Genomic DNA, 19,291 nt, shown 5'->3' with positions numbered 1-19,291 from the left:
GCTTTTTTTATGTCAAATAACTTATCCCTTAATTCATTCTAATTCCATCAACATTTTCCTATCTTTGTAGGTAAAAATTAGAAGAATATGTTCGGAAAAGATATGATGGCAAAGTTGCAACAAATGCAAGAGCAAGCGCAACTTTCAAAAGATAAGTTAGATACAATTACGGTACATGGTGAAGCAGGTGGAAACCTAATTAACGTAGAAATGAACGGAAATAGAAAACTGACCAAACTTTCTATCAATGCCGATTTAAGCCAAATGGACAAAGAAGATTTAGAAGACCTATTAAGTGTCGCTTTAAATCGTGCTATTCAGGCTGCCGATGCTGCAAATGAAAAAGAAATGGCCAAATCTGCAAAAGGACTTATCCCAGGAATGTAATGACGAGAGACGAAATTAGAAATCACTACCGTAAATTGAGAAAGGAGTTTACTCCAGAACAATGTATTTATTATTCTCAACAAATTACCAATAACTTCTTGAGAAATTGGATGTTCAACCACAAATTAATCCACTGCTTCCTTCCTATTCATAGATTGAGGGAGGTTGATACAATTCCTTTGGTGAAAAGATTGAGACAAAATAATAGGGTTTGTATTCCGGTTTCTAATTTCGATTCGAATAACATGACCCACAAAATTTTGGATGATCATACACAGTTTCAAGACAATGCTTATGGAATTCCAGAACCAGTGACAGGAAAAGATGTTGATGTAAAGGATATACAGGTGGTAATTGTTCCACTTTTAGCTGTTGATCAACATGGAAATCGCCTGGGTTATGGAAAAGGTTTTTACGATAGATTTCTAGCAAAATGTTCACCTGAAACCATATTCATTGGCTTAACTATGTTTGATATCCACGATGACTTTGAAGAAGTCGATGAATATGACGTTCCTTTACATTTTGTTGTAACACCAAAAGGGATTTTACAAACGACAGCAGATCAACCAGAGCCATTAAGATAGATGTTTTTTGGCTTCAGCTTGATAAAAAAATGAAGTTACTTTCAATAGCTTGTTTTCTCGGTTAATTCAAAAATATCTTAGAGAATTCATTCTAACAAATACTTAAAATCGATTGCTTCATATTGTTTAAATTAATTTCATCGCCTACGTTTTTATGCAATAACAACTTCCCTAAAGGAGATGCGGTAGAAATCGCATAAATAATTTGATTATCAACTTCGATTTTTCCTAAACTAAGTCCCAAGAAATAAAGGCCTTTATCTGTCTCAACAAGACTACCAGAAATCACGATATCAGACTCTTCCTCAACAGGCAAACGTTGCAATTCATTTTTAAACATTTTTACTTGATGAATACTTACTTCAGCATTGTCCATCTCTTGTTGCATCATTGCTCTACTCGTTTCATATTTATCACCAGCACTACTTTTTGTATCATTGTTTCGTGATTCTTTAGCATCATTGTAGGCTTGAGTAGATACTTCCAATCTTTCATTTAATTCTTCACGAATTGCTTCTATAACCTTTGTTTTAATGGCGTTCATAACTCTATTATCTTAAAATTTTGTTTTGTCGTTTATCCTAATGGAATTTAAATTGTTAAAAAGTCATTATAAAAATCAGGATAAGACTTTTCAATCGCTAAAGGATTTTCAATGTAAAGGTCATTCTTATTTCCAATAGAAAACAAACTCATCGCCATGGCTATTCGGTGATCATTGTATGACGAAAAAACTAATTCTTCTTGAATTTCTGGACGTCCCTTTCCATGAATAATCATTTCATCGTCATTCAAATCTATGACTACACCAACTTTGGCCAATTCCTTTTGCAATGTAATTCCACGATTACTTTCTTTATGTTCCAATCGGCGAACTCCTTTCATTGTTGACTTACCATTTGCAAAGGCTGCCAAAACAACTAATGGTGGGAATAAATCAGGACATTCTGTTGCATCGAAGGTAAAAGGAAGGATTTCATTTTGTTCAATATTTAAACGATCTTCTTTCCAAAACACATTAGCTCCAGCTGTTTTCACAGCATCTAAAATAGCGCGATCGCCTTGTAGGGAGTTTTGCATTAATCCTGTCAACTCCATTTTACCACCAATCGCAGCTGCAACAATATGAAACGAAGCTGCACTCCAATCTCCTTCAACAGTGTACTCAATTTGATTTGCTATACTTTGATTACCTTTAATGTAAAAGTTCTCATAATTATTGTGGGCTACTTTTAACCCAAAACTTTCCATTAATTCTATGGTCATATCAACATATGGAATGCTCTTTAAATTGTGGACTTTAATATGAGTATCTTGTACAAGGAATGGAGAAGTAATTAGTAATCCAGTTAAAAATTGAGAGCTAATGCTTCCATCTATTTCGACCATTTGGTTTTGAATTTCACCTGAAATATCAAGGGGTAATTTCGAATTTTTACTGGACACTTTTTTACCAAATTCCTCCAAACCTGAAATTACCATTTCCATTGTTCTTTGTTGAATTGACCCACTTCCATACACCTGAAAGTTTTGTGGAAATAATAGTGAAAAGGCACTAAACAAGCGTGTACTTAAACCAGATTCATGACAATTGATGCTTAATTCATTATTTTGATTAAAATCAATGCCTTTACTTAGAATAATTTCATTTTCAGAACTAACAAACTTGGCACCTAATTCTTCAATAACTGCTTTGGCGGCAATTACATCACTACTTGATGTGAGATGTTTAATACGCGTAGAATTTTTATTCAATCCTGCTAAAGCAATAGCACGTTGAGCATAACTTTTTGATGAAGGAACAGCGATTTCTCCATCCACCTTTGATTTTGGTTGAATTCTTTGAGTATTCATAGTACGAAGATAATCAAGACTAGGTAGTAAAATTCAAAATTGGAATGAAGATTTTCAAAAAGCTTACTATTCTTTATTGAATTTCATAAATATTGAAACAAAAAAAGCTCCAACTTAAAAGTTGAAGCTTTAATAAACATCTATGAAAAGTTTTATTTCTCTTCTTTAAAATTTGCCATTCTGTATGCAATACCTAAACCAATTACTTGTTTAAACTGCGTACGTGGACCAACATTACCATTTCTATCTTCAATATCAATATCATCATCATAAATCATGTTCAACTGAAGATTTGCAGAAAACCATTCGTTAACTTTGAAATCCAATATTAGTTCTCCGTTAACATCTAAATTTTGAGGATTTTCCATGTAATTAGAAAAGAATTCAAGACGTGATCTCATTCCAATATTCTCCATCAATTGCTTTTTATAAATAACACGGAAGTACGCACCGAGTTCAGCTCTAAAGTTTTCTCCAGGATTTACCAAGTCTCCTAAAGAATTATATTCAGCAGGTTCTACGCCAAAAGCTCCAGCATTTGCCAAAACTTGATCTTGAACAAAAGTAAACTTACCTGATAAAGGTGAAAGTAAAAGCTTCAAATTGTCATTAGGAATATATTCAATACCTAGTGAAATATTTACATAACCAGGCGCCATAAAAGTTGAAGAACGTAAAGAATCTTCAGGTGAGGCATATCCATTAAGGTATTGAGTTCTAAATCCTCCTAACAAAGAAATAAACCATGGATCTTTCAATCCATATGAAATCGTAGATTGTAAATCAAGAACATCATCCGTTTTTTCGATTTCTTCATCAAAATATTGAACACCACCCAAACCAGTAGATAAGGTACTGGCCCATCTAATTCTTCCACTTTTATATTCCGCGAAAGCATTGATAAACCCTAGACCAGAAATATTATTTCTACCACCACTAGCCCAATTTGTAAATGTAGACTGAGTTAAGTTCAAGGCATATTTGCTTTCTAATTTCCATTTTGAAATTTCATCTGGAGAGACTTCTGAATCATCTTGTGCGTTCAGGGTTGAAAATGAAAATATACTTAATAGTCCAATTAAAGTAATTTGTTTAAAATTCATTCCGTAATTGTTTAAAGTTAAAATCGATGCAAAATTGCTGTTTTTTTTAAGATTAAACAAGAAGTTTTATAACTATACTCTTTAAACGTCAAATAATTCTGAAAAAGCTTAAGAATTTTGTACTTTCGTGGCAATCAAAAAGTAAAGAAACATGAAAGAAGTTTATATTATTTCAGCTGTTAGAACACCAATGGGGAGTTTTATGGGAAGTTTATCAACTGTTCCAGCAACTCAATTAGGTGCAACTGCAATAAAAGGTGCAATATCAAAAGCAAACATCAAACCTGAAAACATTAATGAAGTTTTTATGGGGAATGTTTTACAAGCAAATTTAGGTCAAGCTCCTGCACGTCAAGCGGCAATGTTTGCAGGTATTTCTGATCAAGTTCCAGCGACAACAATTAATAAAGTATGTGCATCAGGAATGAAATCTTTATCATTGGCTGCACAATCTATAATGACAGGTGACAACGATATCGTAGTTGCTGGTGGTATGGAAAATATGAGTAGTGTTCCTCACTATGTAAATGGAAGAAAAGGTCAAAAACTTGGTGATATCAAGATGGTTGACGGAATGGTGAAAGATGGTTTAACGGATGTTTACGACCGTGTTCACATGGGATCATGTGCTGATGCATGTGCTACAGAATATGAGTTCTCAAGAGAAGACCAAGATAATTTCGCTGTAAAATCTTATGAAAAAGCAGCCAAAGCTTGGGAAGCTGGTAAATTTAACGACGAGGTGGTTCCTGTTGAGGTACCTCAAAGAAGAGGTGAGACAGTTATTGTAAGTGAAGATGAAGAATACAAAAATGTAAAATTGGATAAAATTCCAGGATTGCGTCCAGCATTTAATAAAGAAGGAACAGTAACTGCTGCAAATGCATCAACACTTAATGATGGTGCCTCTGCATTAATTTTGGCCTCAAAAGAAGCTGTTGAAAAACACGGTTTGAAACCAATTGCGAAAATTATTGGTTATGCTGATGCTTCTCAAGAGCCAAAATGGTTTACAACTGCTCCGGCAAAAGCTTTACCTATCGCATTGGATAAAGCAGGTGTATCTAAAGAAAATGTTGATTTCTGGGAGTTAAATGAAGCATTCTCTGTTGTAGGTTTAGCAAACACTAAAATTTTAGGACTTGATCCAGATAAGGTTGATGTAAACGGTGGAGCTGTTGCTTTAGGTCACCCTCTTGGAAGTTCAGGTTCAAGAATTGTTGTTACATTAATTAATGTACTTAAACAAAACGGTGGTAAAATAGGTGCTGCTGGTATTTGTAATGGTGGTGGAGGTGCCTCTGCTATGGTTATCGAAAATATCGACTAGTCACAAAACACACTATAAAAAAATAGACTGCTCTTTTTAGAACAGTCTATTTTTTTTGATAATATTTTCATTTCAAATAAGAAACTAAGCAAGCATTTGTGCTAAACTACTTTTAGCTATTGGTCTTGGCCAATTATTTCTCAATTCTCCTAATGTAGAAATTAATGGATCATACAACAAGCTTTCTTTATGGTCTGATAATTCTGAAAAATGAATCATCTTTGGCTCGTTATCAGAAGAGATCACAACATTCATTCTATTAAAGAAATCAATATTCAATAATCGACCTAAGTCTTTCATTTTATGAACAGAAGCGTCTATTGAGCATCCACTAGGTGGTACCATTGTATCATTTACAGCTACCAAGATGAAATATGGATTCAAGACTTTAGCACTTGCAAACAATTGGTTACCATGAGCTGCCCATCCATAAACAAATTCCACAAGTTCAGTTTCTATTTTTTGAATTTCTTCCTTGTTTAACGCCTTATTACTTTGATACAACCAAATTCTTGATTCATCTGGAAAGTCTTGCAATAAATTTTCTAAAGTTTGTCCCATAGTCTACAAATCTGCTGCAGTAGCAATTAATTCAGCAACATCAATTACATCAACATTTTCCTCTTCGTTTTTATTTTTCACACCATCTGTCATCATGGTATTACAGAACGGACACCCAGTTGCAATAATGTTTGGTTTTGTTTCCAAAGCCTCTTCTGTACGCAAAACATTTACTTCTTTGTCTCCATTTTCAGCCTCTTTAAACATTTGAGCACCACCGGCACCACAACATGTTCCTTTCGCTTTACACTTGCGCATTTCAACAAGTTCAGCATCTAATTTCTGCAACATTTCTCTTGGAGCTTCATAAACATTGTTTCCTCGACCTAAATAACATGGGTCATGAAAAGTAATTCGTTTACCTTTAAATGTTTCTCCTTCTTTCATTTGCAACTTTCCGTCAGCAATTAAAGATTGAATCAATTGTGTATGATGTATAACTTCATAGTTTCCACCTAATTCTGGATATTCATTTTTCATGATATTGAAACAATGAGGACAACCAGTTACAATTTTCTTTATTTCATATCCATTGAGCACCTCGATATTTTGCATTGCCTGCATTTGATATAAAAATTCGTTTCCAGCACGTTTTGCAGGATCTCCTGTACAAGATTCTTCAGCGCCTAAAACAGCAAATTTTACATCACATTTATTAAGGATTTTAACGATAGCTTTCGTTATTTTTTTTGCTCTATCATCGAAACTACCAGAACAGCCTACCCAGAATAAAATTTCAGGAACTTCTCCATTCGCTGTCATTTCAGCCATAGTCGGCACTTTCATTGTATTGCTCATAAAAAATTCTTTGTAATCAATTTATAATTTAATCTTCATCCTTCCAATTCAATCTATCATCTGGACTAAATTGCCAAGGCGCACCATTATTCTCAATGTTAGAAGTCATTCCTGCCAACTCTGTAGGAACTTTTGATTCTTCCATTACCAAATAACGTCTCATATCCATAATAATTGATAGAGGATCGATGTTTACCGGACAAGCTTCAACACATGCATTACATGTTGTACATGCCCATAATTCTTCTTCCGTAATATAGTCATTCAATAGACTTTTACCATCGTCATAATCTTTTCCGTTTTTACGTATACCTTTACCTTTTTCTTCAAGACGGTCACGCGTATCCATCATAATTTTTCTAGGTGAAAGCAACTTTCCAGTTCTGTTGGCTGGACAATTAGAAGTACAACGCCCACATTCAGTACAAGTATATGAATCTAAGAGATTCTTCCAAGTTAGATCTTCAACGTCTTTTGCTCCAAATCTTTGTGGTTCTCCTTCTGGTTCTTCAGGTTCAGCATATGGATCAGCATCAGGGTCCATCATCAATTTAACCTCCTTCATTACAGCATCCATATTCGTAAACTGTCCTTGTGGATTTAAGTTTGAAAAATAAGTATTTGGAAAAGCCAGAATAATGTGAAAATGCTTTGAGAACGGCAAATAATTAAGGAAAGTAAATACCATTACAATGTGACCCCACCACCCTATTCTTTCGATAAGATGCAATGAAGATTCTGACATTCCACCAAATAATGCTGGACCTACAAATTGAGAAACGGCAAAACCGAATGACTCATCATTTAATTGTTCGGCATGAGACAATCCACGGTTATACAGAACTTCATCAGCTCCATTCATCATAAAAATGAAAGTCACCAAAATCAACTCCATGAAAAGAATCATATTACCATCAAGTTTTGGCCATCCTTTCATTTCTTTCATATTTAAACGCGGTACTTTGATCATATTTCTTCTTAACAAGAAAATGAATGTTGCGACAAACGCCAAAACAGAAAGAATTTCAATAAATGAAATCATAAAAGTATAAAAAGCTCCTAAAGAGGAACGAAAAACACGGTGCTCTCCAGAAAGACCATCTGCAATAATTTCAATCAACTCAATTTGCGTGATGATAAAAGCAACATACAAACAAAGGTGTAAAACTGCAGGAATAGGACGTTTGAACATCTTTTTTTGTCCCAAAGCAATTAAAGACATCACTTTAAAACGTTCGCCTTTGTTATCAGAGCGATCAACATCACGCCCCATAAGGATATTTGTACGGATTTTATTCGCATTAACTGCGAAATAACCAAAACCAATAATTAATAAAATTGAAAAAATAATAATTGATATCATAAATAAATATTTAACGTTTTAAGGGATTGAATCTAGAAGATCTTTAAGTTTTCTTTCATCATCTTTAGAAATTGGAACTCCTTTTGTTTTTGCTCCAAAAACAGAAACATGAATATACCTTTCTGGATGTGCTTTGATGTCATCAACTAAAATCTGTAATCGTTCATTCGTTTCATTTAGCTCATTATACAATTGTTCATCTTTAAGCAGCTTCCCTAAGGTACCATTTCCTTCTGATGCATCTTCTAGCATTGAATTTAAACTTTTCATTGTTACAGTTGCTTGACCAATAGCAGACTTAAAATCAGCCGTTAGTAAAGTATCTGTTAACTCTCCCATATTCCCAACAACTTTCTGAATTTCTGTATTGGTTTCTTTAAAGTTATGTGTGATGTTTTCAACGTTATCGAAAATTCGTCCCAATTTAGCTTTTTCAGACAAAATCATATTGTCAATGTTGTAAGCTACACGTCCAAATCTTGAAATTGCAATCTTCACCTCATTTAATCCCTGATCTAAGGTATGTGCTGCAGAAGTATCCCAAAAAACAGTAATTGAGTTCACAATGTTGTCAATGGACGTAATTAAATTTTCCATCTTCCTTTTAATCGGTAACAATTCAGATTCTATTTGCTCAGTGATTTCTTGACTTACAGAACCGTCCATTGTATCTCCAACTTCATAATATCCTTCTTCCGCAATAAAATTTTGTTCAATTTGAACTCCAGTACTTAAAACTCCAGGAACAATTTTAATTCCAGAACCTTTGGCAAGACTCAACCCTTCATTATGTACATTAAACTTCACCAAAACCCTCTTGTTTGGATCTGTATAATTATTAGGATTAACCAAATCCACAGTCATTACCTTCCCTATTTCAACTCCATTTAAAGTAACAGAAGATGAAGGAGTTAACGCCCCTGAAGTTGGGAAATACGCGTAATAAACATCATCTCCTCCAAAAAAACTATTCCCTTTAAGATAGTTTACTCCAAAAATAAGGAGTGCAGTAGATAATATTACAGCTAGACCTATTTTAAATTCCTTTGATACTTTCAATGCTCTTGTTTTTGTGCTAAAATAAAGTTTAAATTATAAAATTCACGAATAAATACAGGAAATTCGACTAATTAGCCAATTTTATTGCATCTGCAATCGGTATTCTTTCACCATTTACAAAACCAACAACAAAAGCATATTCAAAACCTTGTTCTTTCAATTCACGCTTATATTTATTCGCAGCGTCGAAATCTCCTTCAAACAAACCTGCTGTATATTTATACAAGCCATCTTGCCTATATTCTTTTACAGCAACACCTAAAAATCTTTTATCATTCAGCGGCAACGGTGTACGTGAAGTTTCAACTTGTACCTTAAAATAAACCTTATCTTTTTCTTCTTTATAAACGACCTCCTCGTTATCCTTCTTCTCTTCTATCTTATTAATCGAAGATTCAAAACCTTCACCATTCTCCACCAAAGTATTTACCCCTTCAATTTCGGCAACATATTCTTGAAAAGCTTTAAAAATTACATTCGCCATTTTAATTTGATTCACAGGATCATTCAAAAACTTTTCTTCTTTATGATTGGTTAAAAACCCTGTTTCAATCAAAACACTTGGCATAGTTGTTTTATACAACACTAAAAATCCAGCTTGTTTAACACCTCTATCTCTACGACCAATAATTTTAAACTGTCCTTGAATTTTGGACGCCAGATTTATACTCTGATTTAGAAAAACACTTAATTGCAATTGTCGTGCGATAATTGCATCTGGAGTCAATTCAAAATCCTTGTATTTTTCTTCGCTATTTTCTTCAAAAAGAATTGTACTATTTTCACGTTCAGCAACTTGTTGTTGACTTTCTGTTCTATGAAGTCCTAACACATAAGTTTCTGTTCCGTAAGCAGCAGCACCAGCTGCATTGGCATGGATTGAAATAAAAACATCTGCATCATTTTCATTGGCAATCTTTGCTCTCTCATCAAGTTCTACAAAATGATCATCATCTCTGGTAAAAATCACTTCAATGTGTGGATACTTACTCTTAATGTATTCACCAAGCTTCAAACCAATAGCTAGAACAACTGTTTTTTCGTTTGTAATTCCACCGTGACAACCAGGATCTTTTCCTCCGTGTCCAGGATCGATCACAACGGTTTTTATTCCATTCGAAAGCACTTCATCTATATTTTCCTGAGCAATTATAGCTGAATTCAAGATAAGTAGAATAAATAATACTATTGTTTTATATTTTTTTGACCACACAACAATGTAATTTTTTAGATTTGCATCCGTTTAATATTTCTATGATATACAAATTTACAAGTTCCTTTTGAGCAAAAAATATTCCATAACGCATTTTTTCGTCGTTGGATTGTTAATAATTCTATTAACTCCTTCCATTTACGCTCAAGATTCACTTAAAGTTATCAAAAAAGATAGGATTTATAAAAGTGAGGATATTTTAGACTCAAGGGTCTACTACTCTTGTACAGACTCTATCGTAGCCAATTTAAAGACCAATAAAATTTCGATTTTTGGGGAGGCTGAAGTAAAATATGACGGCATTAGGATGACGGCAGATTTAATCGAGTTAGACCTTGAAAAAAATGAAGTCTATGCTATTTACACCCTTGACGAAGAAGGAAATCGTGTGGGAATTCCAAAATTTGAAGAAGGAGCTCAATCATTCACAGCTGCAAGTATTCGCTATAATTTTGATTCAGAAAAAGGATTTATTGAAGAATTAAAGACCAAACAAGATGAAATGTACCTTCATATGGGAGTTGCAAAACGCCAAAAAAATGAAGAAATTCACTTTACAGAAGGGAAATTCACTACGTGTGAATTAGATGAACCGCATTTTCATTTCCAACTTTCTAAAGCAGTAATGGTTCCCAACAAAAGAATTGCAACAGGCCCTATGAATTTATGGGTCAAAGGAATTCCTACTCCCCTTGGGCTTCCTTTTAGTGTGATACCAACCAAAGATCAAGAAGCAGAAAATGGTTTTATTTTTCCTATGATTACACCTGTTTCTAATTACGGTTTTGGATTTCAAGATTTAGGATATTATTTTCCAATTAAAAAATCAGAGAATATTCAAACAACATTCTATGGTAGTTTATACTCAAGAGGAACATTTGAAATCAAAAATCAAACAGATTATAAATTAAGATATAAATACACTGGAAACTTAAATCTGGAGTACAGTTCTTTTAGACAAGCATTTCCGCTTGATTCGATTCGAGAATCGAAATATGTCATTCGTTGGCAACATGCGCAAGCATCAAACGCAAATCCATATTGGAGATTTAACTCAAATGTAAATTTCATTTCTGATAATAATGGAAAAACAGATTTAGATCCTTTAAATGGACAGTATTTTCAAAACAACTTTAATTCAGATATTAATTTAATCCGCTCCTTTCCTGGTAAACCAATAACGATAGGTTTAAAAGCAGGTGTAATTCAAAATTCCACCTCTCAAAACATAGATGCCAACCTACCAACTTTAAATGTAAATGTAAATAGATTTTACCCTTTTAAAGGTTTACGAAAAAACACAATTGGAGAAGAGCGATTTTATGAAAAAATTGGTTTAACCTATGCGATGGAAGCCAAAAACAGAGCATTTTTTGGAGATTCTTTATTAGACCAAAAAGAGTATGATTTAATCAGAGATCAAATTCAAAACGGAATAAAACACAACGCTGTATTAAGCTACCCCCTACAATTATTCAAAAAAGTGGTAACATTAAACACCACAGCCAGTTATAATTTACGCATGAATTTCCAAAGCATCGATAAGCAATACGATACATTAACGGGAACCATTAGAAATGATACATTACAAGGATTAGGTTTTTCACAAGACGCCTCATTTCAAACAGAATTATCGACAAATCTATATGCCTATTATGACTTTGTAGGAAAAAGTGAAATGAAAATGAGACATGTGATTACTCCACGAATATCTGCACGTTTTTCACCAGACATAAGTTCTTTTGTTAATGACACCTTGGGTCCAGAACTCGAACCAGTATATTATTCTCCATATGAAAACAGTATTTACAGAGAAAGCGCAGGAAGGAAAATTGGATTAATCAGCTACTCCTTAAACAACACATTTGAATTAAAACACAAAACAAAGAATGATACTTTAGCCGAAGAATTCACAAAAACAAGAATTATAGATGCCTTTACCATCAACGGAAATTATGACATTTTTAAAGACTCTATGAGATTTTCTGATGTAAATGTAAATTTACGTTTTTCACCATTAAATGGATTAAGTGTGGTATCAGGTGCTACGCTATCTCCTTATGCATGGGATGAAGATGGACTTTCCTATGATAAATATGCATTTAAAAACAACCAAGGTTGGGGACGTGTTAGTAGTGCTAATATTTCAACTACTTATACATTTACAGCAAGTGAATCTAGAGACAAAATTGATAAAACTCAAGAAAAGATGGGCGATTATTGGGGAGCCGATTTCCAATATTATTCAATGAACCCACATGAAGTTATCAATTTTGACATTCCTTGGAAAATAAACCTAACACACACTTATTTTTTAAGTTTAAACAATAGTGATATTGATGAAAGGTATAACAATAACCATAACTTAGTTTTATCTGGTGATGTGAGTTTTACTCAACGTTGGAAATTAGGATTGAACTCAAGTTATGATCTCAAGAATAAAAATTTAACACAAACCAGAATGACATTAACAAGAGACATGCACTGTTGGCAATTGTCATTTTATTGGACGCCAATTGGTGGACAGCAGAGTTTCATGCTAAGATTCAATGCAACCTCGGCACTATTCCAAAGTGCTAAATTGGAGTTAAGAAAACCACCAGAGTTTTTATAAAATTAGACTTTATCATTTTCAAACCATACTAACAACGTAAAATAATTACGTTCTAGAGATATACATTTGTATCATAATCACTAAAACTATTGGAGATGATACTCATATTAAATAAATCAAAAGAAAGAAGAAACATTACCTTGAATAAAAAGGAAATTGAAAATCAAATAGAAGCTTTAGAAAAAGAAAGATTAGAAGCCATAAAACATCAAAACTATTCTCTTGTTGCAAAGAACAGAGATAAGCTTAGAGAAATGATGTATCAACTCAGGGCTGTAGATTAAGCCAAAATTAACTTTTTTACAGGAGTTAACTGCTCTATCAGATTTAATCAAAAATTAATGTTAAATTCTTTTCATTTTTTTTAACAAATACAGCTAGCTCAATAATAGCGTGAATTCAACTAGATTTATTTAGACTCAATCTAAAAGAACAAGAAAATAAACTTTTATTTTAATAAAGTTTTATTACCTTAGCACTGATTTAGGTGGTTAGGTTAGGTTGATTAGTAAGAGGGAATACGGACGCCTGTTCGATTCCCTCTTACGTTTTTTATATACCTATGTTCCTTAAAAAAAAGGTTTTTAACCTTCATCAATAGGAAAACATTTTACCACTTCCTCCCCTGTTCCTAGTCCCACTTCACTTAAGTCTTTAGCTTCCGGAAAATCGATTACCAACAATCCACTGGTTGGAATTGTATAGCGTTGATCTAACAAATAAGAGGCTAAATCAGAGATTCCATTATTATGTCCTATCAACAAAACATCCGACGTTGGATGATTTACATTCCATAAAAAGTTAAGTAAATGATTATTGTCTGCTAAATATAAATCATCTAAAAACTCCAACTCTTGCTCTTCAATCACAGGAGATAAAACCTTCCATGTTTCTTTCGTTCGAAGAGCAGATGAACAGAAAACAGTGAATTCTACATTCGGTGCCACTTTTTCCATTCTTTTCTTGACGCGATCAACTTGTTTCTTCCCAAGTTCTGAAAGACCTCTGTCAAAATCCTTTCCTGTAGAAGAGTTAATTTCTGCATCACCGTGACGAAGTAAATATAATTTCATTGAGTTTATGTATAATATTAAAAGCAGCTAAGTTTCAAAATTTTATTGAATTATTCCAACCCTATCAATAAAAATTACGTTTGGTGTATTAAATGCGTCAGAATAGATCTTGATGCAGATTGAAATTTACTTTTTGAAATAGGTCAGAATTAATATTCTTAGTAATTTGCAGAATAAAGAAAAAATAAGAAGAGTCAATAACTACATGCATATCGATGTCAAACTACTCAAGGCTTGTGCTAAAAACAAGCGCAAAGCTCAAGAAAAACTGTATGAAGCATGTTTTCTTTTTTTGATGCCGATATGTAAGCGTTATCATAACAATGAGCAAGACGCTCGTGCTGCATACAACGTGGCCTTTCTTAAAATCATTGACAATCTTAATAAATTAGATTTAGAAGAAGTTCCCTTTGCTGCTTGGGCAAAGCGAGTAATGACAAATTCATTAATTGATGAATATCGAAAAAACAAAAAATACCGAGAGAAAATAAGTAAAAGAGATCAAGAAAGAGAATTAGAATATCATTCTACAGGAGTTAAAAATGAAGCCGAGAGTAATTTTGGAGAATCGAGCATCATGGACTTACTTGAATACTTGAATCCATCAACAAAACGTGTTTTTATACTATATGTAATAGAAGGCTATACACACAAAGAAATAGGTGAAATAATGGAAATGTCTAATGGAACTTCAAAATGGCATTTATCTAAAGCACGGAAAGAACTTAAAGTGCTCTTGGAAAAGTTAGAAAAAATTAAATTGCAGAATTTAGCAATATGAGTATAGAAGATAAAAATTTAGACCAATTATTTAGTGACGCCGCACAATCACAGTCAGCACCACAATATAATTCGGATTATTGGAAAGAAATGAACGGTATGCTTAATGCAAGAGACCGTAAAAAAAGAGTCTTATTATTTTGGACTTTAGGAGGATCTGCTGCATTTGCTATTCTCTTCCTGTCATTGTTTGCCATCAACTCTGATTTGATGATCAAAGAAAGGTATACTTTAGAGCAAACCAATATCAAATTAGAAAAAATTAATTCAATCAAAGAGAATACCCTTGTCACTGCTAAGGCCAAAAAACATAATGCGAGTCTTTCAACCATAAACATTGAAAGTAATTTTACAAAAAATGCAAGTCATGAAAACAAAAATCGCTTGACTTCACCAATTACCCATGTAAAATCTGGAGGGCAGAAAAATAATACAAATTTCAATACGCTAAAGAGGAAAAAAGCAACTACTCCTCACCTCTCCAAAAACAATAATACAATTAAAAATGAAGCTAATGCAACACTGATAGAAAATAATAAAGTTCATTCAAACCAAAAGAACACAAGTAGTTCAATTGTTGATAAAGCATCATCAACACACATTTTAAACCTACCATATATAGAGGTAAATCGATTAGCTCAAAATAACCCAACAAATATGTCGCTTGCAGACATTAATACTAACAATACTCTAAGGATTATATATTACGCAAAGTTAAGTGGAGGATTAATGGAGAACTATAAAACAAGTAAACCGTTTGAATCTGGTTTATTCAACCTCTCATTGAATTCCGAGTTAAATCTAAAAAATGTTCTTATTCGATTGGGAGTAGGAACACAATTCACTGGAAATGCTGATTTAATTGTCTCTAAGAGGGCTACCGTTTATGGTTTCGGTGTTACAAATCACCAAACAGACCTGTCATATCAAAATTTATTCGATATTTATGTCCCACTTGAATTTGGTTATAAATTGAATAAAAGTTCATTTGGGATTGGAGCACAAATTAATTACCTTTTAACAACAAGTATGAATTTCAACCATTATGAAAATAACTTTCTTTCAGAAACTGAAAAGTTCTATGGATATAAAAATGGTTTAAATACCTTCTCTTCACAGGGTTATATTTGGTATGAATATCAATTTACAAATGCGATTGCCTTAGGATTGAAAGCTGGAACAAATATCTCTGGTAGAATTGAAGACAATGCTTACTTTAATCAATCTATGGCAACAAACCCTATTTATGGCCAAGTAACTTTACGATATAATCTATTTAAATGAATTTAAATTTTAATCAAAATATTGCTTTACTGGTATTTTTCGGAATAATTATTTCGGCTTGTAGTAAACAAGATATTCCAGATGTGCCCATTGAAAACGATCCTGTATTTACTGTACAAGGAACAATTGACAATAAGGAAATCAATCTTCAAGCGGGAGTTAATAACGCTTACATGGAAACGAAAATCCAAACCTTAAATAATATTGATTATTCGTATTCTACACTAGGTAATTCAACAAATTCATTTGCAACCTCCTTTTATAGTTCAGCGCCTGACATTCCAAATTTGGCTAACGAATTCAATGAATTGACGCAATATCTTATTGCAGAAAATCTTACAGGAAATGCCTTATTGACAATAGCACCAACAGACTTTCAAAATTCACAATATATTCAATCCATACAATGGCAAGTTGATGGAATAGATCAAAATGGTAACACTTTAGAAATTTTTGAACCTGGTAAGTATAATATCTGTGCATCTGTACTATTTACAAATGATTCAACAATCACAACAGTCTGCAATCAAGTTATTGTGGGCTATGAAAGAAATGCACAATTTAATATTAAATGGACCAATAATAGCAATAGTGTTAATTGTTATATAGACCAGAGTAATCAAAACATTTCAAGTATTGATTGGTATGTTAATGGTACATTTGCCACAAACTCCTTAAGTCTAGACTACAATGGCACCGATGATAGAATAAAAGTAAAGGCATTAATTAATTTTGATAATGGAGCACAGTATGAAAGAACTGTATTCATAAACAGAAATGATCCTAATAAAAGTATTGAGGATTGGACGAACACTTCTTCTTCTAGTCAAATTGTTTGGAACAATACAGTTAAAATTAGCCTCGACATTGATGGTGTCACTTATGAATCAATGCAAAACTCAATGAACAATGCGGAATTAACCGTTCAAAGTATTGAAGACTATAGTAATACTCCCAAAGTTGTTAAAAAACTCATTGGGCAATTACAAATTCCTTTTCAAAATAAATCAACAGGACAAACAGTTCTTAGTGATTTACATCTTCAAATTGCTGTTCAAAAATAATCAATAAGTATTTGTTTTTAGGCTGGCGTTATAATTATTTCAATTGACATATTTTTTGTAATTTTCAGAAAACAAAATTAAGACTTATGAAAGTTCAATTAATTTTTCTTCTGATATTGATTACCCCAGTTGTTTTTGGTCAAATTACAATTGACCAAAACGACATTTTACAAAGTGGAGATAGTGTTGGTGTATCAGTTGCTTCAGATTTAAATATCAACTATAGTACAACTGGACAAAACATGAATTGGGATTTTTCTGGATTAACTGAAAGTGATCAATATTTTGAAAAAGCACAAAGCATTTCAAGTGGTGGAATAATTATCAACGTTCAATTTGGTCCTTTTGCTCCTTCAGAATATAGAGCTTCATATTTTCAGTCATTTGATGGATTACCGATAGACGACTTAACTAGCTTTTTACCTGTTCAAATTAGTTCTGTAAATCGAATGATCAAAGTTGAAAGTAACCAGTTCACCATTCCAGGATATAGTCTAGATGTTGATGGACAAATTGTTGGATTTAAAAGTGACAGCATTGAAAAAGCATATAGTTTCCCTTTAAACTTTGGAGATAGTTACAGTTCATCAGGTTATACAGACATAAACTTTGCTCCGATTTATGACGCGAGGGTCATCATGAATAGACAAAGACAAAGTGAAGTTGATGGATTTGGACAATTAACCACTCCTTTTGAAACCTATGAAGTAATAAGGGTAAAACATAGCATTTATGAAATGGACTCTCTTTATATTGAATTTGGTCCAATTCAGCAATGGATTCCTATAGAAAGAACAACCAATGAATACGAATGGTGGGCGAAGGACAAGAAAAGACCTGTTCTAAAAGTAGAAACAGAAACCGTTTTCGGAAATGAATCACCAACACGCATTACATATTTAAACAATGAAACAACTCACCTAGTTCAATATCAATTCAATTCAGAATTATATCCTAACCCAACAACAGGAGAAGTTTCAATTACAACAAAAGAAGATTTGCAGCGTATTGTTGTATACTCAACAGATGGTCGTGAGGTTTATCATAAAGAAGTTTCTGGAACAACCGCTAGTCTTAATTTAGCACACTTATCACCAGGAATGTACCGAATTCAATTGATTTCATCAAAAGGACAAAGTTTTAACCCTATTGTTATTAAATAAACCGTAATTTTGCACAAAAGGCAAATCAGTTTGTCGCTGTTTCGCTTGCGAAAGAGAGGAAAGTCTGGGCAGTACAGAGCACCGTACTTCCTAACGGGAAGGGTTCATCGAAAGATGGATACAGAAAGTGCCACAGAAATAAGTAGCCTTGAGGTCAAACTTAAGGTCATAGTGAAAAGGCGAGGTAAGAGCTCACCGCATCAATGGTGACATTGTTGGCTAGGTAAACCTTACGGACTGAAAGACCATGTAAACCAAGGCTTAAGAGCTGCTCGCTCAACTTGGAGGGTAGGTCGATTGATCCCGATTGTGAAGTCGGGACTAGATAAATGACAAACAGCCATTTTTTCTTAAAATGGTGTACAGGACCCGGCTTATGATTTGCCTTTTTGTTTTTTTTCTTAATTTTGGTAGCATGGAATTTTTAGATGAAAAACTAGAGGAATATGTTAACCAACACACCTCACCAGAATCAAAATTATTAAATAAACTTAACCGCCAAACCCACATTAGCGTTCTTCAACCAAGAATGTTATCTGGACATTTACAAGGAAGAACTTTAAGCTTGTTCAGCAAGATGCTTCAACCGAAAAGAATTCTTGAAATCGGAACATATACTGGATATTCTGCCATTTGTTTAGCAGAAGGATTAAAAGAAAATGGAAAGCTAATCACCATTGATGTCAATTATGAATTGGAAGAAATGGTGAATAGTTATATCAAGGAAGCAGATTTATCAGATAAAATTGAAATGAAAGTCGGGAATGCTTTAGAGATTATTCCAGATTTAAATAAGAATTTCGATTTGGTATTTATTGATGCTGATAAATCAAATTACGCAAAATATTACGATTTATTGATTGAAGATCTTCCTAGTGGTGCAATCTTAATTGCAGACAACGTACTTTGGTCTGGAAAAGTTTTAGAAGAAACAAAAAAGAACGATGTGGATACTGAAGCATTAAAAATATTCAATAAAAAAATTCAGGAAGACGATAGAGTTGAAAATGTTTTAATGCCAATCCGTGATGGCTTAATGGTCATTCGTAAAAAATAGA

At 33.2% G+C, this 19,291-nt stretch carries 19 protein-coding genes and 1 other RNA gene; 11 read left to right on the top strand and 9 right to left on the bottom strand.

The features are described from left to right. The first annotated feature begins 87 nt into the window (after positions 1-87). Together DXU93_RS10425 and DXU93_RS10420 are read left to right on the top strand one after the other, a co-directional pair. A complete protein-coding gene (locus DXU93_RS10425) occupies positions 88-387 on the top strand; it encodes a YbaB/EbfC family nucleoid-associated protein (protein ID WP_116881233.1) in 300 nt (99 codons plus the stop codon). Further along, positions 387-974 (top strand): 5-formyltetrahydrofolate cyclo-ligase, encoded by a 588-nt coding sequence (locus DXU93_RS10420; RefSeq protein ID WP_116881232.1) that lies wholly within the window; start codon positions 387-389, stop codon positions 972-974. The genes DXU93_RS10425 and DXU93_RS10420 overlap by 1 nt, the downstream gene beginning before the upstream one ends. A gap of 91 nt (positions 975-1,065) precedes the next feature. Here the strand turns inward: DXU93_RS10420 and DXU93_RS10415 are convergent, their stop codons facing one another. The 3 genes from DXU93_RS10415 to DXU93_RS10405 form a co-directional block, all read right to left on the bottom strand. Continuing rightward, positions 1,066-1,518, bottom strand: a complete 453-nt coding sequence (locus tag DXU93_RS10415) for a 3-oxoacyl-ACP synthase (RefSeq protein WP_116881231.1) — start codon at positions 1,516-1,518, stop codon at positions 1,066-1,068. Between the two features lie 47 nt (positions 1,519-1,565). Further along, the gene (gene aroA, locus DXU93_RS10410) at positions 1,566-2,828 is read right to left on the bottom strand and encodes a 3-phosphoshikimate 1-carboxyvinyltransferase (RefSeq protein WP_116881230.1); all 1,263 of its coding nucleotides are present in this window, start codon (positions 2,826-2,828) and stop codon (positions 1,566-1,568) included. Positions 2,829-2,980: 152 nt separating this feature from the next. After that, positions 2,981-3,931, bottom strand: coding sequence for a DUF3078 domain-containing protein (locus tag DXU93_RS10405; RefSeq protein WP_116881229.1), 951 nt, complete (start codon positions 3,929-3,931; stop codon positions 2,981-2,983). A gap of 151 nt (positions 3,932-4,082) precedes the next feature. Here DXU93_RS10405 and DXU93_RS10400 point away from each other — a divergent pair, with 151 nt between their 5' ends. Continuing rightward, positions 4,083-5,261, top strand: a complete 1,179-nt coding sequence (locus tag DXU93_RS10400; protein WP_116881228.1) for an acetyl-CoA C-acyltransferase — start codon at positions 4,083-4,085, stop codon at positions 5,259-5,261. An 84-nt stretch (positions 5,262-5,345) separates the two neighbouring features. Here the strand turns inward: DXU93_RS10400 and DXU93_RS10395 are convergent, their stop codons facing one another. From DXU93_RS10395 to DXU93_RS10375, 5 genes are all read right to left on the bottom strand, one after another. Next, positions 5,346-5,822: a hypothetical protein gene (locus tag DXU93_RS10395; RefSeq protein WP_116881227.1), complete on the bottom strand. Its 477-nt coding sequence runs from the start codon at positions 5,820-5,822 to the stop codon at positions 5,346-5,348. A gap of 3 nt (positions 5,823-5,825) precedes the next feature. Then, positions 5,826-6,620 (bottom strand): (Fe-S)-binding protein, encoded by a 795-nt coding sequence (locus tag DXU93_RS10390; protein WP_116881226.1) that lies wholly within the window; start codon positions 6,618-6,620, stop codon positions 5,826-5,828. 28 nt (positions 6,621-6,648) lie between these two features. Then, positions 6,649-7,983, bottom strand: a complete 1,335-nt coding sequence (locus tag DXU93_RS10385; protein ID WP_116881225.1) for a (Fe-S)-binding protein — start codon at positions 7,981-7,983, stop codon at positions 6,649-6,651. 18 nt (positions 7,984-8,001) lie between these two features. Then, positions 8,002-9,042 (bottom strand): MlaD family protein, encoded by a 1,041-nt coding sequence (locus DXU93_RS10380; RefSeq protein WP_116881224.1) that lies wholly within the window; start codon positions 9,040-9,042, stop codon positions 8,002-8,004. 67 nt (positions 9,043-9,109) lie between these two features. Then, positions 9,110-10,255, bottom strand: a complete 1,146-nt coding sequence (locus tag DXU93_RS10375) for an N-acetylmuramoyl-L-alanine amidase family protein (RefSeq protein WP_165851387.1) — start codon at positions 10,253-10,255, stop codon at positions 9,110-9,112. A 67-nt stretch (positions 10,256-10,322) separates the two neighbouring features. Between DXU93_RS10375 and DXU93_RS10370 the strand changes: the two genes are divergently transcribed. Continuing rightward, complete coding sequence (locus tag DXU93_RS10370) at positions 10,323-12,869, top strand: putative LPS assembly protein LptD (protein WP_123776111.1); 2,547 nt, start codon at positions 10,323-10,325, stop codon at positions 12,867-12,869. A gap of 95 nt (positions 12,870-12,964) precedes the next feature. Further along, the gene (locus DXU93_RS10365) at positions 12,965-13,153 is read left to right on the top strand and encodes a hypothetical protein (RefSeq protein WP_116881221.1); all 189 of its coding nucleotides are present in this window, start codon (positions 12,965-12,967) and stop codon (positions 13,151-13,153) included. A gap of 300 nt (positions 13,154-13,453) precedes the next feature. Here DXU93_RS10365 and DXU93_RS10360 read toward each other — a convergent pair whose 3' ends face one another. Further along, positions 13,454-13,942, bottom strand: coding sequence for a SixA phosphatase family protein (locus tag DXU93_RS10360; protein ID WP_116881220.1), 489 nt, complete (start codon positions 13,940-13,942; stop codon positions 13,454-13,456). 166 nt (positions 13,943-14,108) lie between these two features. Here DXU93_RS10360 and DXU93_RS10355 point away from each other — a divergent pair, with 166 nt between their 5' ends. From DXU93_RS10355 to DXU93_RS10330, 6 genes are all read left to right on the top strand, one after another. Beyond that, on the top strand, positions 14,109-14,723 hold the full coding sequence (locus DXU93_RS10355; protein ID WP_123776110.1) for an RNA polymerase sigma factor: 615 nt from the start codon (positions 14,109-14,111) through the stop codon (positions 14,721-14,723). Then, positions 14,720-16,006 carry a hypothetical protein gene (locus tag DXU93_RS10350; RefSeq protein WP_116881218.1) on the top strand — a complete coding sequence of 429 codons (1,287 nt, stop codon included), beginning with the start codon at positions 14,720-14,722 and terminating at the stop codon, positions 16,004-16,006. The genes DXU93_RS10355 and DXU93_RS10350 overlap by 4 nt, the downstream gene beginning before the upstream one ends. Continuing rightward, positions 16,003-17,070, top strand: coding sequence for a hypothetical protein (locus tag DXU93_RS10345; RefSeq protein WP_116881217.1), 1,068 nt, complete (start codon positions 16,003-16,005; stop codon positions 17,068-17,070). The genes DXU93_RS10350 and DXU93_RS10345 overlap by 4 nt, the downstream gene beginning before the upstream one ends. Positions 17,071-17,156: 86 nt before the next feature. Beyond that, positions 17,157-18,233: a T9SS type A sorting domain-containing protein gene (locus DXU93_RS10340; protein WP_116881216.1), complete on the top strand. Its 1,077-nt coding sequence runs from the start codon at positions 17,157-17,159 to the stop codon at positions 18,231-18,233. 17 nt (positions 18,234-18,250) lie between these two features. Beyond that, positions 18,251-18,625: RNase P RNA component class A (gene rnpB, locus DXU93_RS10335), an RNA gene on the top strand. A gap of 23 nt (positions 18,626-18,648) precedes the next feature. Beyond that, positions 18,649-19,290 (top strand): O-methyltransferase, encoded by a 642-nt coding sequence (locus DXU93_RS10330; protein ID WP_116881215.1) that lies wholly within the window; start codon positions 18,649-18,651, stop codon positions 19,288-19,290. The last annotated feature ends 1 nt before the right edge of the window (position 19,291 follow it).

This window comes from Brumimicrobium aurantiacum (genome assembly GCF_003402975.1).
Lineage (GTDB): Bacteria > Bacteroidota > Bacteroidia > Flavobacteriales_D > Crocinitomicaceae > Brumimicrobium > Brumimicrobium aurantiacum.
This window is presented reverse-complemented; position numbering and strand designations above follow the sequence as displayed.

Excerpts from the sequence above, each read along its gene's own strand:
- DXU93_RS10415 (WP_116881231.1), bottom strand. The coding sequence starts at position 1,518 with ATGAACGCCATTAAAACAAAGGTTATAGAAGCAATTCGTGAAGAATTA.
- DXU93_RS10345 (WP_116881217.1), top strand. The coding sequence starts at position 16,003 with ATGAATTTAAATTTTAATCAAAATATTGCTTTACTGGTATTTTTCGGA.
- DXU93_RS10360 (WP_116881220.1), bottom strand. The coding sequence starts at position 13,942 with ATGAAATTATATTTACTTCGTCACGGTGATGCAGAAATTAACTCTTCT.
- DXU93_RS10365 (WP_116881221.1), top strand. The coding sequence starts at position 12,965 with ATGATACTCATATTAAATAAATCAAAAGAAAGAAGAAACATTACCTTG.
- DXU93_RS10340 (WP_116881216.1), top strand. The coding sequence starts at position 17,157 with ATGAAAGTTCAATTAATTTTTCTTCTGATATTGATTACCCCAGTTGTT.
- DXU93_RS10350 (WP_116881218.1), top strand. The coding sequence starts at position 14,720 with ATGAGTATAGAAGATAAAAATTTAGACCAATTATTTAGTGACGCCGCA.
- DXU93_RS10425 (WP_116881233.1), top strand. The coding sequence starts at position 88 with ATGTTCGGAAAAGATATGATGGCAAAGTTGCAACAAATGCAAGAGCAA.
- DXU93_RS10395 (WP_116881227.1), bottom strand. The coding sequence starts at position 5,822 with ATGGGACAAACTTTAGAAAATTTATTGCAAGACTTTCCAGATGAATCA.
- DXU93_RS10405 (WP_116881229.1), bottom strand. The coding sequence starts at position 3,931 with ATGAATTTTAAACAAATTACTTTAATTGGACTATTAAGTATATTTTCA.
- DXU93_RS10400 (WP_116881228.1), top strand. The coding sequence starts at position 4,083 with ATGAAAGAAGTTTATATTATTTCAGCTGTTAGAACACCAATGGGGAGT.
- DXU93_RS10330 (WP_116881215.1), top strand. The coding sequence starts at position 18,649 with ATGGAATTTTTAGATGAAAAACTAGAGGAATATGTTAACCAACACACC.
- aroA (WP_116881230.1), bottom strand. The coding sequence starts at position 2,828 with ATGAATACTCAAAGAATTCAACCAAAATCAAAGGTGGATGGAGAAATC.
- DXU93_RS10385 (WP_116881225.1), bottom strand. The coding sequence starts at position 7,983 with ATGATATCAATTATTATTTTTTCAATTTTATTAATTATTGGTTTTGGT.
- DXU93_RS10420 (WP_116881232.1), top strand. The coding sequence starts at position 387 with ATGACGAGAGACGAAATTAGAAATCACTACCGTAAATTGAGAAAGGAG.
- DXU93_RS10390 (WP_116881226.1), bottom strand. The coding sequence starts at position 6,620 with ATGAGCAATACAATGAAAGTGCCGACTATGGCTGAAATGACAGCGAAT.